A 13,870-nucleotide genomic window follows, 5' to 3' on the forward strand; every position below is an offset into this window, starting at 1 on the left:
CCCCGTTTAGGGAAGTATTCACGGGGGGGGGGCGTTCCCGGCGACAACACCCCCGGATCATCAACGACAGGGCAGGAAAGTCATACCAGGACCGGCGACCCGGCCCCGACCATCGAGGCGGCCTACCAAACATGGTAATGGGGTGGCAGCATGAAGTGCTTTTGGTCGGTGATACCGATTTCATTACCCAACAGTGGATTCAGCATGCCTTTCCCCGAGACCATGTGGTGATAGCGGAACGAGAAGGTACCGTAGGCGGCAATGACCGTCTCAGAATCGTCAACATGTCTGGCGCCAACACCCTTGCCGAAACCCTTACTACATACGAATTTGATCGCATCGTATTCTTTTCCGAAAATCTGACCCCACGCAGTGACCGTGACGGCGATCTGGGAGCATTGCGAAGACTTCTGCATGCCATTCGCAACAGGCAAACGCAAATGCTGATGGTCAGCGGCCCCGAATCTGAATTCATCTATCCGGAAAACGCCGACGTACGCGATACCAGCAAAAGCCAGATGTCTCGAGCGCTGGAAGAACTCTGCCTGTACTACGCACGCACCTACCGTCTGGAAGCGAAAATCATTCGCTGCCCATACCTGTATGCACCCGAACGCAATGGGGCAACCGCATATTTCGGCAGGCTGTTCGAACAGGCGTCAGCAGGGTCGATCTCATTCCGTGAACGCGAACAGCAGCAGACATGCTTTCTCTGCGCCGACGATCTTGCCGAACTGATCTACCGCATGTTCGACGATTGGACCGCCGAAAGCGAAGTATTCCACGTGCCCAACGTGTTCAACTTCACATACGGTGATTTGGCTGATGTGATCAGCGCGGCATTTCCCGGATTGTCGGTGACTTTTGGCGAAGACAGGCCCCAAAGTTACCCGGCAGACGACCATGCGCTGCGCTTGCGTTATGGCTGGTCGCCACGATACTCGCTCAAACAGGATCTTCCCCTGGTGCTGCAACGCTGGAAAGAGGCGCGTGCGCGGGAACAGTCCGAAAAGCACCCGATCTGGGATTTTCTGCGTAACCATTCGAAACCATGGATCGTATTCGAAATCTGCGTCACGTTCATACTGGAGGAACTGCTTCGCACCGCGGTACAAGGCGACAGTCAGCTGGGAACCGTGGATTTGCGCCTGTTTTTCGTGGTGATCGTCGGCACGATGTACGGAATGAACGCAGGCGTGTTCGCGGCCGCGCTCGCATGTGCCGGCATGGCGTTGTCGTACGCGTCGAACGGCGCGTCATTCGCTCCACTGTTTTACGACACGTCGAACTGGCTTGCGTTCGTAGTGTATTTCGTTGCCGGCGCAGTATGCGGATACGTGCAGATGCGCAATCGCGAAAACCTGCGATTCATGCGTGACGAAAACAGTTTGCTGCGTGAACGACTTGCGTTCCTGCGTGACCTGTACCACGATGTGCTTGATGATCGTCGTATGCTGCGCGGACAGATTATCGGCAGGCGCGACAGTTTCGGCAAAATGTATGCGATGACCCGTGAATTGGACGAAGTGCTGCCTCGAAAGCTGTATCACGCGGCCATTCGCATTATGCAAGATACGTTGGGCGGCGATAGTTTCGGTATTTACCGAATCGATAATGGTGGTCGTTTCGCACGTTTGGTGGCCGCGAGTCCGCAGGCCGAATCCTTATTCAGTAAATCGGTGCTGCTTGAGAATTATGCCAACATTGTCACGGCCTTGGATCATGACGGATTGTGGGTAAACCGCAATCTTGAACAAAACCTTCCGATGTATGCGGCGGGCGTGCATGCCGATGGCAAGCTGGCCGTGGTGATTGTGCTTGCCAAAGCGCAGCCCGACCAAATGAACCTGTACTTCCAGAACCTGTTCACCATCATGTGCGGCTTGGTGCAATCCGCGATGGTGCGTGCCTTCGATTATGAGAATGTTGCGCGGCAGACGATGCTGGTGCCCGGCACGGAATTCTTGAACACTCAGGCGTTCCTGCCCAAAGTGCTGGCTGCAAACGAGCTCAAGTACGATCATATGAGCAATCATCTGCTGTTGCGTGTGGAAGGCGCCTGGCAAGACGATGGTAGCCGCCTGAGGGGAGCCCTTCGTCAAACGGATGAGGCCGGTGTACTGCAGGACGGCAATGTGTATGTGCTCATGAATCAGGTCAGCGAGCATGAGCTGCCGATCATCAACGGTCGTTTGACCCAGGCTGGATTGCATGCGAAGTTGGTTTCAGTCCACGAGGAAGATTCGTTGCTGGCTGAGGCTTCGGAACAAGTAGCTGCCGAGTCGCAAGCGGATGAAACGCCGCGCAGTGACGCTGCGCCGAATGACTCCGCATCGCATGAAGGTGGCGCAGCATGAATGCGACGGTGATGGCGATGCTGCTTATCGCCGTGCATGTAATGATATGCGTGCTGCTGTGCGTATTGTCTCGCGTTGGCGTGCTTCGTGTGGAGGGGCGGCTGCTTCCTTTCATGCTGCTGGTGCCATTGTGGGGGCCGTTATGTGTGCTGTTGCTGCATGCGAGCACGCTGATTCGCGCTGGCGAGCACACGGTTCCGGGGCTTGAGCAAATGCGTGTGGATGATGAGGAGCGTCGAAGCATTCTCGTTGGGGAACGAGCCGATTTCGCCAATACAGTGCCGTTGGAAGAGGCGTTGATCGTCAATGATTCGAGTCAGCGGCGCAGTCTGGTGATGTCCATTCTCAACGATAATCCCAGCCGTTATATCGATGTGCTGTCGCAGGCCCGACTGAATGAGGATGTGGAAGTCGTGCATTACGCGGCTACCGCCTTGGCGCAGATCAGTGCCAAGGAAGATCTTGCATTGCAGCGCTGCCGTAACGATTATCTGCAGCATCGAAATTCCGAAACGATGTTGGAACGGTATTGCGATGCGCTGGAACGATATGTCAATTCCGGTATTGCGCAAGGATACGCTTTGCAGTTGCAGAAACAACGATATGCCGAAGTGTTGCAGGAACGACTTCGCCAACATGGCGATTATCACGTTGCGTGCCGTCTTGCGCAAATGCAGATTGATCTTGGACTTTTTGATGATGCCGCACACACCGTTGACGGCGCTATGGAACGGTGGCCGGATCAAGGCGATGTATGGCTGATGCGTCTGCGACTCGATGCCGCACGCAATGATGGCGATGCGTTGCATCAAACCGTTCAGCAGATCGAAAGCAAACATATTTATCTCGGTGGCCAGGGAAGACGAGCTCTGCGGTTCTGGACTGGAACCAAGGAGGTTGAACGCGCATGACCAGAGGATTCCTGTCAGACGTGTTGGCCAAGTGGAAGCGATTCCGCTGGCAAGGTCTGGTCAAAGTCTGGGCCATGTTCATGGCCATCGCTTTGGTGTTGCTGGTGGAGAGCCTGGGCGTGCATTACGGTGCAACGCGGTTCGACATCACCTACTTGGATCGAGACAAAGCCATTCCAGCAGCCGACGCCATCGCTGGCGAAAAAGCCACGAACCTTTTGGTGATCGACAGTTCGCAGGAGGGTGTCTCCGATGCTGAAAGCATGCTTGACCGCGTGCTTCTTGACATGAAAGTGCCCACTGTCACCGTCGATCTTGCGCAAGGTGACGAGATTCCTACGTTGAAGCAGTATCAGACGATGGTGATTGCCATGCCCGACTTGGATCCGTTGGACGAACATGTGCTGCAGATCATGCAATGGGTCAAAAAGGGCGGCGGCGTCATGTTCGCCATGACCCCGGAGAAAACCGGCTATCTGGATGTGATCGGCCCGCAGATCGGCATTGAATCGTCCGCATACAAATATGTGGTGACTGAGGGCATCACACCGTCCAAGGATTTTATGTTGGGTGGCGGTCAGACATACATGTTCAGTGACCCGTTCAAATCGTCGCTGAGCGTCGCGTTGAATGATCGTGCACAGGTGGAGGCGGTCAGCAGCGATGGCAGAACGCCATTGGTGTGGAGGAGCTCGGTGGAGTCAGGAACGGCTGTGATGTGCAATATCGGCATTTACGTCAAGATGGTTCGAGGATTTTACGCTTTGGCGTTCAGTCTGCTCAGTTCCGCCATGGCCTATCCGGTGATTAACAGCGCGGCTTTCTACCTGGACGATTTTCCGTCTCCAGTACCGTCTGGCAATGGCAAATACATCAAACGTGACTACAACATGAGCATTTCCGAATTCTATTCTCAAGTATGGTGGCCAGATTTGGTGCGTCTTGCGGAACGGTACGGTATTCGTTTCACCGGTGTGATGATTGAGAATTACGGCGATGACACCAAGAATGATCCTGTACGGCAGACGGACAACACACAATTCGAGTATTACGGAGGATTGCTGCTTCGGCAAAACGGCGAAATCGGATATCACGGGTACAACCATCAGCCGTTGGTGTTGCCGAATACGGATTACGGCAACGAATACACGTACGTGCAATGGCCGAATCGCAAAGCCATCGTCGATTCGTTGAACGAACTGATTGCCTTTCAAAAGACAGTGCTTCCCGCTGCGACATCGTCGGTCTATGTGCCGCCGTCCAATATTCTTTCCAGTGAAGGCCGCCAAATCATCGGTGAGGATATGCCTCAGATTCGTGCCATCGCCAGCATGGCCTTTCCTCCCGACAGTTCTCTGGAGTATGTGCAGGAGTTCGGCGTGGCAGCCGATGGTGTGGTTGAAGCTCCCCGTATTGTGTCGGGAAGCATGGTGAATAATTCATACATGCGTCTTGCCGCGGTTTCCGAACTGAACATGCACTATGTGAGCACGCACTTCATGCATCCCGACGATCTGCTTGATGAAGATCGTGGCGCGAAAGAAGGTTGGGAAACCTATCGCAAGGGATTAGAAGATTATTTGGATTGGTTGGAACAGTCGGCTCCGTCCATTCGTATGCAGACTGGAACGGAATGCGCTGCGGCGGTGCAGCGATTCTCAGGATTGACGGTTTCGATGGCAACGTCCGATGATAGTTGGGATTTGCATCTTGGCAACCTTATCGATCAGGGCTGGCTCATGTTCCGTGCGAACAATGGCACGCCTGGCAGGGTTCGTGGCGGAAGCCTCACCAAGCTGACCGGGAACCTGTATCTGCTCAAAGCCACGAGCGCCACGGTTCATATCGAACGCAAGACCGGGGGAGAGGCATGAGAATCTGCCTGGTTTTGGAAGGATGCTACCCGTACGTGCATGGTGGCGTGTCCACGTGGATGCATAGTTATATCGAAGCGATGAAAGAGCACGAGTTCGTGTTGTGGGTGATCGGTGCCAAAGCCGAAGACCGCGGCAAATTCGTATATGACCTGCCCGGCAATGTGGTGGAAGTGCATGAGGTGTTCCTCGACGACGCCTTGCGTCTGAGCGGTGAACGAGCGCAAGTGTCGTTCACCGAGGGGGAATTGCGGTCATTGCGCGAACTGGTGAATCTTGGCAGCCCGGACTGGGATGTGCTTTTCAACCTGTTCCACACAAGAGGCGTGCATCCGCTTTCGTTCCTGCAAAGCCGTGAATTCATCGACCTGTTTACGCAAATCTGCATGGAAGAATATCCGTATGTGGCCTATGCCGACGCTTTCCATACTGTGCGCTCCATGTTGCTGCCGGTGTTGTACTTGATGGGCGGCGAAGTGCCGGAAGCGCAGATATACCATGCGATTTCCACCGGATATGGCGGATTGCTGGCTTGTTTGGGCGGTTCCATCAACCATGCGCCGGTATTGCTTACGGAACATGGCATTTATACGCGCGAACGTGAAGAGGAGATTATTTCCGCCGAATGGGTGCTGCCGGCTTTCCGTCCGCGTTGGATTCGTTTCTTCTACATGCTTTCAGAACATATCTACCAGCGTGCATGGCGTGTCACTAGTTTGTTCGGTCGTGCCCGTCTTATCCAAATCGGTATGGGTGCTCCCGCCGATGCCTGCCAGGTTATTCCCAATGGCATTCAATACGAACGTTTTTGTGATATTCCCCTGAAGCCCGATGACGGTTGGGTCGATATCGGTGCGGTGGTGCGCATGGCTCCCATCAAAGACGTGAAGACCCTGATTCACGCGTTTCATGGGCTTTCATCTCGTGTTGACAACGTTCGCCTGCATATTCTCGGCGGTGTTGACGATCAGGAGTATGCCGACGAATGCCATGAGCTTGTGGAGCAGTTGGGTGTGCGCAATCTTGAGTTCACAGGACGTGTGAACGTGGTCGAATACATGCGCAAGCTTGATTTCACCGTGTTGACCAGCATTTCCGAAGGCCAACCATTGTCGGTGTTGGAATCGTTCGCAGCCGCACGCCCGTGCGTGACCACTGATGTCGGCTGTTGCCGCGAGCTTTTGGAAGGCGAGGATGGCGACGATTTCGGCACTGCCGGCTTTTATGTGCCTCCCATGTACCGCGAAGGCTTAAGCGGGGCGATGGAACGCATGTGTTCCAGCCGTACGTTGCGTGAAACCATGGGGCAGATCGGCCGCAATCGTGTGAACGCCTATTACCGTCATGAGCGCATGCTTGACGATTATCGCAAGCTGTATGCCGATACCGCGGATCAGTTCGGATTGGAACGCTGATATGGCCGGTATTGGATTTGAACTGAAGAAACTGTTCCATCGTAGGGGCTTGATGGCGATGCTGCGAGCCTACGGCTATGCCGGCGTGATTTGCGCCGGCCCGATGCTGCTGGGCGTGCTTCTGCAGTTTGGCGTGCTGATCGTGAGCAGTTGGTGGCAGGTGGGCCGCCCCGACCGTGATCTGCTTGTATGCATGATCACATACACATTGCTCTCCTCGTTGGTATTGACAAGTTTTCTGTCGATGCCGGTCACACGTTTTTTGGCGGATATGCTGTTTGATCACGATGAGAAGATGATTCTGCCGTCGTTTTGGGGGTCTACCGGCATCATGTTGGTAGCGGGCGCGGTGTTGTACACGGTGTTTCTGCTGTTTTCTGGAGCCACGCTGATGCAGGGTGTGTTGTGTTTATGGCTGTTTCTTGAAATGGTCGTCAACTGGAATGCGATGAGTTATTTGACGGCCATTAAAGATTACAAAAGCATTCTGTATTCTTTTGTTGCGGCGGTGCTGGTGGCGTTCGTCACGTCATGCGTGTTGCTTGCGTTGGCATGCCCTCCTGTGGAGTCGCTGTTGTTCGCAGTGGTGCTTGGCTATGGTGTGATGCTGGTGTGGGATGTACTCTTGTTGCATCGTTATTTTCCGCAAAGTCGTGAGCATCCGTGGCTTTTTTTGCAGTGGGTCGATCAGTTTCTGCCGTTGGCCTTGACCGGGTTGTTCACCACTATCGGCCTGCTCGCCCATTTGGTGATCACTTGGTGTGGACCTCTTGGTATCAAGGTGAAGGGTTTGTTTTATGGTGCGCCATATTACGATGTGCCCGCCATGCTGGCGTTTTTGACGATTCTGATCACCACGGTGAATTTTGTGGTGTCGGTGGAGGTCAATTTCTACCCAACATATCGGTCGTATTACAGTTTGTTGAATGATGGAGGCACGGTCAAAGACATTACCGTCGCCGAAAATGAAATGCTGGCTGTGCTCAATCGAGAATTGCATTACACGGCGTTGAAGCAATTGTTGGTGACCGCTGCCGTGATTTCGTTGGAAAAACAGTGCTGAACGCGCTTCCTTTGGGTTTCAACGATGTGATGCACGGATATTTCCGTGTGCTCTGCGTGGGGTATGCCCTTTATGCGGTCGGCAACACCGTGATGCTGATCCTGCTGTACTTCACCGATTATTCCGGTGCGTTGACGGCATCGGCATTGTTTGCCGTTTCAACGGTTGTGTTCACGGTGATCAGTCAGTTTTTCACTACGACACTGTTCGGTTTCGGTTTCCTGATGGGCGCTTCGTTGTTTGCCATATACGCGACTTTCCGTCTCGCCTCATATACCGACAATCTGCCGTACCGAGTATTGGGGCAGCAGCCGATTGTGGCGCAAACAAAGCGGGGACGTTTCATGGAATTGGGCATGCTGCTTGAACGTGGCGAACAGCGGATCGACCAATCATTGCATCGTCCAAGGCATGCACGGTCTTCTAACAAGGCGAGTATCGCAGAAAACGGATGGCAGAATCGGGAGGAATCGTAAATCATGACATGGTGGAATCGACGCAGCGCAAAAGCCATTACCGCGCTTGTCAAGCGGATAGCGGCATTGATGGCAATACTGACGGTGCTTTCCTGCGCCGGATGCGCGACTTCGTCATACAACGATAATGAGCAATCGCAATCATCGGATTCGTCGCAGACGCATGAGCAAGTCAAGAAAAGCGCTGAACAGAGCATCGACGGCGCACACTTGCGCGACAACGAATCGTTATACAAGGTGTATGACGATAGCGGCGTGGAAACCATGTATTTGACGGTATCGCGCGGTAATTCGTCGGAAGGCACCGACCATAGCTGGAGCGAGATCAACCAATATTCCGCAGATGACTATACGGCCATGGGCGTTGAACGCTACAAGGTCAATGGTCTGCTGCAGGTGGGCGATGAGCAGGGTCCCGTCTCCGGCGAACTCGGCTTCGGCGAAAGCGCGCCGAACGCCACCGTGCAGATACGAGGCCAATCGTCAAGTAAATTTCAGCAGAAAAACTACAAGATCGAGTTGAAAAACGGCAAAGGCAAGTGGCGTGGACAGCGCGCCATCGCATTGAACAAACATGTGAACGATGGCTTGCGTTTCCGCAACAAAATGGCGTACGACCTTATCAAGGGCATTGACCAGATGATGGGCCTGCGCACGCAATTCGTGCACTTGTATGTGAAAGACGAGACCAGCGGATCGGATTCCTTCGACGATTACGGCCTGTACACGCAAGTCGAACAACTCAACAAAACCGCATTGCAGGCGCACGGACTCGACAAAAACGGCCAGTTGTACAAAGTCAATGATTTTGAATTCTATCGAGACGAAGATGTGATCAAACTTGCCGACGATCCCGACTACGATCAGACGAAATTTGAGAAAAAACTCGAAATCAAAGGCGACAACGACCATACCAAACTGATCGCCATGCTGAATGATCTCAATGATTATTCCGTGCCGATGAGCGAAATCCTCGGCAAATATTTCGATACCGAAAACATCGCATATTGGATGGCATTCCAATTGTTGACCGGCAATATCGACACGCAAAACCGTAATGTGTACCTATATAGTCCTACGAATTCGCATACTTTTTACCTGCTTGACTGGGACAACGACGGTATGCTCATGCGCAAGGAATATGAGATCAGGCAACGTGCCGACGGCCAAAGCTGGGAAAACGGCATCAGCAACTATTGGGGCAACATACTGTTACGACGTTGCCTGCAGACCAAGTCGTTCCGCACCGCGCTCGATAAAGCCGTCAACGACGAATACAAATACATGAGCGCCGGTCGCATCAATTCCATGGTGCGGCAGTATCGTTCCATCGTTGAGCCATACGTGCAGAAGATGCCCGACTCCATGCATGAGCCCCTGACGTCAAGCCAATACGACACGGTGGCAGACCAATTGCACAGCGAAATCGAGCAGAATTACCAGACGTACCAAACCGGATTCAACAAGCCCATGCCGTTCTATATCGGCAAGCCGACTCCCGCCAACGGCAAGCTTAGGCTCAACTGGGATGTGGCCTACGATTTCAACGATGAGGATCTGCGTTACGCCGTCACCGTGTCCAAGGACTATGCGGGCGACGACGTAGTGTTCTCGCAAAGAGATGTCGTGCTGCCGGAAGCCGTGATGGACATGCCTGACGAAGGCCAGTACTTCATCAAGGTGAGCGTGAGCAACGCGTCAGGCTACACACAAGACGCGTTCGACCATTACATCACCGACGGCAACAAGATTTACGGCACCAAATGCTTCTATGTGAAAGCCGACGGCAGCATTGTGGAGGATGCCAATGAGTAGCGGCCGCGGCAACCATGGCACGTCGCTGCTCGGCCGCATCGCGAACCGTGTCGGCGAAGAGCTTTCCGTTCCGCCGCGCACGGCCAAGGAACGGTTCCGTCATGAGCTCAAATATCTGATCTCATACGCGCAAAAAGCCGATTTGAATGTGCGCATGGCACCGCTGCTTGGCCTTGACAAGCATGCGGGTAATGGCGGCTATATGATTCGCAGCCTGTACTTCGACGATTATTGGAACACCGCGTATCAGGAAAAAGTCGACGGTGTGCTGCTGCGCAAGAAATACCGTATTCGCATCTACGATTACAGCGACCGCGTGATCAAACTGGAACGCAAACGCAAAAGCGACAGTTGGATTTACAAGGAGGATGCGCCGCTCACCCATGAGCAGTTCGACCGCATTCTTGCCGGCGATTACGAGTTTTTGCGCGACAGCGAGCGTCAATTGTGCCGCGAGTTTTATGTGGAATGCATGTGCAATGTGTTGCGTCCGCGTGTGATCGTCGATTATGAGCGCGAACCGTGGATTCTTGACGCTGGTACCGTGCGTGTCACTTTCGATATGAATGTGCGTGCGGCGGTTGGAGGATTCGATATTTTCGACTCCACACTGCCGGTATTGCCCGTGCTTGAGCCTGGAAAACTGGTGATGGAAGTCAAATTCACTGAATTCCTGCCACAAATGGTACGCGATCTGTTGCCAGGCAAAGCTCAGGAGTTGACATCGGCTTCGAAATACGTGCTCTGTTATGACAAAGCTTCGTATTTGCGGGGATTCGGCTACTGGCAGGAAGGTTGGAGCGTGCCGAGCCTGTAAAGCCGAGCCTGTAATCAGCTGACATTTCGGCTGGCGTATCCCGAAACAATACACGTTGCAAATCAAGGAAGTAAGAGAGAAAGAGCAGCGTTATGAGCGTTAATGACATGATCAAAAAGTCGGTGCTGAAATCCTTCAGCAAATACAATGTGCCCAAAATGGCGTTGGCATTGCTGGTGGCGTTGATCGTCGGCATCATCATCTACTACGTGTACCGCCGTTTCTACACGGGCGTGGTGTATTCGCGCAGTTTCGCGGTCACATTGGTGGGCATGTCCGTGCTCACCTGCATGGTCACGTTGTCCATCAGTACGAATATCGTGATTTCCCTAGGTATGGTCGGTGCGTTGTCGATTGTGCGTTACCGTACCGCGGTCAAGGATCCGATGGATCTGCTGTATTTGTTCTGGTCGATTACTTCAGGTATTGCGGCGGGTGCTGGCATGTATGTGCTGGTGATTGTGGCCGGATTGGTGATGATCGGCATGCTGGCATTGTTTTATTCGCATCAGGACAAGGGACGCGTGTACATTGCGGTAATCCACTATGTGGGCGATATGGTTGGCGATGAGATCATGCGCGCGTTCGGACGCACTAAATTCTTCGTCAAATCCAAAACCATGCGTAGCGAACGCACGGAAATGGCCGTTGAAGTGTTTTGCGACGACAAGGATATGACGTTCGCCGAACGTATCCGTGCGATTGACGGCGTCGAGGACGTCACACTGATACAGTACAACGGCGAATACCACGGATAGTTTTTTCGACGAGGGGAGGACCGAGTGACCGACATGCCAGAAATGGGCGGAATGCCGTCCGACAACGAGCTGGTGCCTTTCTTCACATTCGAAGACATCGATCATGCGCTCGAAAACGGCGAATTCTGCTGTTATCTGCAGCCTAAATGCAATGCGGAGACAGGAACCATTGTAGGAGCTGAGGCGTTGGTGCGCTGGAATCACCCCAAATATGGCGTGATTCCCCCAAGATGGTTCGTCCCGGTATTGGAAAGAGCCGGGCGTATCTGCCATGTGGATATGTTCGTATGGCGCTTCGTGGTTGAGATGCTGGGCAGATGGGAGCGTGAAGGACGCAATCTGGTACCGGTTTCCGTGAACGTGTCCATGATGGATATCGACCAGATGGATGTGGCCGACATGATCGGCGGACTGTTGAACGAATATGACGTCGACGCGCGTCTGTTGCGGGTGGAAATCACCGAAAGCACCGTGGCGAAAAACCTGTCCATGGTGAAGGACACCATCCGTAAACTGCATGCGAGAGGCATCGTGGTGCTGATGGATGATTTCGGTTCGGCATATTCCTCGCTGAACATGCTCAAAGACATTAATGTCGATATGATCAAACTGGACACGAAGTTCATCGAGCTGAGCAAGGAGAATGCCGGTAAAGGCGTGAAAATCATCCAATCCATAATTGTGATGGCTAAGAAGCTGCATCTGATGGTCATCGCCGAGGGCGCCCAGACCAAGGAACAGGTCGATTGGCTGGAAGCAGTCGGATGCGGATACATCCAAGGGTATTATTTCTACCCTCCACTGCCGGTGAAACGGATGGAAACGCTGTTGGCCGAGCGTGCCGACGGTCGGCACTATTGGGATATGCCGTGCGATTACCTGGATCGCGGTCATGTGACCGTCAACGGCCGGGTGCTGTTGGGAGTCTCCGCGTTGGCGGCCGACGCCTTTGAAATCCTGGCTGATGGTCTGGCGGAAATATCTCGGTTGAATGTGGCGACAGGCGAATACCGTGCCATCAAACGAGATGGGGTGATTCCCGATCCGGAAGTCGACGAATTCGGCGCCTACATGCGTGCGGTGACCGCCAGCCGGGTGGTGCATCCTGACGATGTCGGACGATTTCTCGCCGATCTGAATTTGTCTTCGATCCGGGAACGGCTATACAGGCAGGAAACCGTGCTGGGGATATACCGCAGCGAGATATTGGCCAAAACCGGCGTAGTCACATTCGCGGCGGTTCCCACTCACGCATGCTCCCCATCCGACCCTTGGGCTGTGGTGCTGGTCGGACGGAATCTGCCCATGGGACTATTGGCATGCAGTGATGCCGATAATTACCGCAGGGACTCGCTTACGGGACTACTCAACCGCAATGCCTACGATAACGATTTGGAGTGCATCCAGGCCCCGCATGACAAGCCGTTGACGGTGGTGTACGTCGACATGAATGGACTGCATGAAATCAACAACCATTTGGGACATGCCAAGGGCGATTCAGTGTTGTGCTGCCTTGCGAATGCGATGCGTGCCTGCTTCGGGGACGACAGGATCTACCGCATCGGAGGTGATGAGTTCGTGATTATCAGCTGCAACCATACAGTGAGCCAAAGTATGCGTCGGATGGCGCGTATGCGTCGGGATTTTCTGAAAGGTGATTGGGATATATCCGTAGGCATGGCCGAATCCGATGATGGAGGGGATCTTCCAGACCTCATCAAGCAGGCGGAAATCCGTATGCGCCAGGACAAGAAACAGCATTACGTCAATGGTGGAGGCAAACGCCAGCTCCGCATGCTCAACAACCAGCTTGAGAATATTCTGGTGCGCAATGGGGATGTGAGAATGCTGCTTGAATATCTGAATGTACGTTATCCGGTGTCATTTATCGTCAATCTGAATACCGATACGCAGCGTTCGATCATGGTGCCCGATTTCTTTCAGCGTATGCTTGATGGTCATGGCGGTTCCTTCCGCGAAGCATTACGTGAGTTTTGCTGTGTGAGGATTGTTCCCGAATATCAAGAAGGTCTCCTGCGACTGCTTGACTACGATGTCGTCCGTAGCCGGCTCAAGTCGGAAGGTGCAGTGCAATGCGGTTACGTGAGGAACGACGGTGAGCGGTTCATGTTGACGATTCTTACCGACAGCAGATCCGCGGACGAGACCATGTGGGTGTTCGAACATAAGGTGCTGCCGTAGCGGAAGGCTCGAGACCCTCAGAGGCATAGTCCTGGGATTCCGCAACCTCGACACCACCATCACCAGAAGCCTGCTGCACGCCGGCGGCTTCAGGCACGCCATCCAAACCCGCCTCTGACACATGCCCCTACACGCCAAAATCGGAAAAGCTGGAAATACTACAACGCGCCGATTGTTGTATG

At 53.5% G+C, this 13,870-nt stretch carries 8 protein-coding genes and 1 pseudogene; all 9 read left to right on the top strand.

Annotated elements, in window-relative coordinates; all coding sequences use genetic code 11:
- Window positions 1-131 precede the first annotated feature (131 nt).
- Window positions 132-2,357, top strand: a complete 2,226-nt coding sequence (locus MMB48_RS03375; protein ID WP_032744723.1) for an NAD-dependent epimerase/dehydratase family protein — start codon at window positions 132-134, stop codon at window positions 2,355-2,357.
- Window positions 2,354-3,268, top strand: coding sequence for a hypothetical protein (locus MMB48_RS03380; RefSeq protein WP_032744722.1), 915 nt, complete (start codon window positions 2,354-2,356; stop codon window positions 3,266-3,268). The genes MMB48_RS03375 and MMB48_RS03380 overlap by 4 nt, the downstream gene beginning before the upstream one ends.
- On the top strand, window positions 3,265-5,142 hold the full coding sequence (locus MMB48_RS03385) for a DUF2194 domain-containing protein (protein ID WP_032744721.1): 1,878 nt from the start codon (window positions 3,265-3,267) through the stop codon (window positions 5,140-5,142). Before MMB48_RS03380 ends, MMB48_RS03385 begins: the two co-directional genes overlap by 4 nt.
- Window positions 5,139-6,557: a GT4 family glycosyltransferase PelF gene (gene pelF, locus MMB48_RS03390; RefSeq protein ID WP_012577027.1), complete on the top strand. Its 1,419-nt coding sequence runs from the start codon at window positions 5,139-5,141 to the stop codon at window positions 6,555-6,557. The genes MMB48_RS03385 and pelF overlap by 4 nt, the downstream gene beginning before the upstream one ends.
- Before the next feature lies 1 nt (window position 6,558).
- Window positions 6,559-8,096: pseudogene (gene pelG / locus MMB48_RS03395) on the top strand (exopolysaccharide Pel transporter PelG).
- Window positions 8,097-8,099: 3 nt separating this feature from the next.
- Window positions 8,100-9,911, top strand: coding sequence for a CotH kinase family protein (locus MMB48_RS03400; protein ID WP_032744719.1), 1,812 nt, complete (start codon window positions 8,100-8,102; stop codon window positions 9,909-9,911).
- Window positions 9,904-10,728 carry a polyphosphate polymerase domain-containing protein gene (locus MMB48_RS03405; protein ID WP_032744717.1) on the top strand — a complete coding sequence of 275 codons (825 nt, stop codon included), beginning with the start codon at window positions 9,904-9,906 and terminating at the stop codon, window positions 10,726-10,728. The genes MMB48_RS03400 and MMB48_RS03405 overlap by 8 nt, the downstream gene beginning before the upstream one ends.
- 92 nt (window positions 10,729-10,820) lie before the next feature.
- Entirely contained in the window at window positions 10,821-11,486 is a 666-nt protein-coding gene (locus MMB48_RS03410; RefSeq protein WP_032744716.1) for a DUF4956 domain-containing protein, read from the top strand.
- Between the two features lie 33 nt (window positions 11,487-11,519).
- On the top strand, window positions 11,520-13,688 hold the full coding sequence (locus MMB48_RS03415; protein ID WP_050496292.1) for a sensor domain-containing diguanylate cyclase: 2,169 nt from the start codon (window positions 11,520-11,522) through the stop codon (window positions 13,686-13,688).
- The last annotated feature ends 182 nt before the right edge of the window (window positions 13,689-13,870 follow it).

The organism is Bifidobacterium sp. FKU, assembly GCF_026016385.1.
Lineage (GTDB): Bacteria > Actinomycetota > Actinomycetes > Actinomycetales > Bifidobacteriaceae > Bifidobacterium > Bifidobacterium infantis.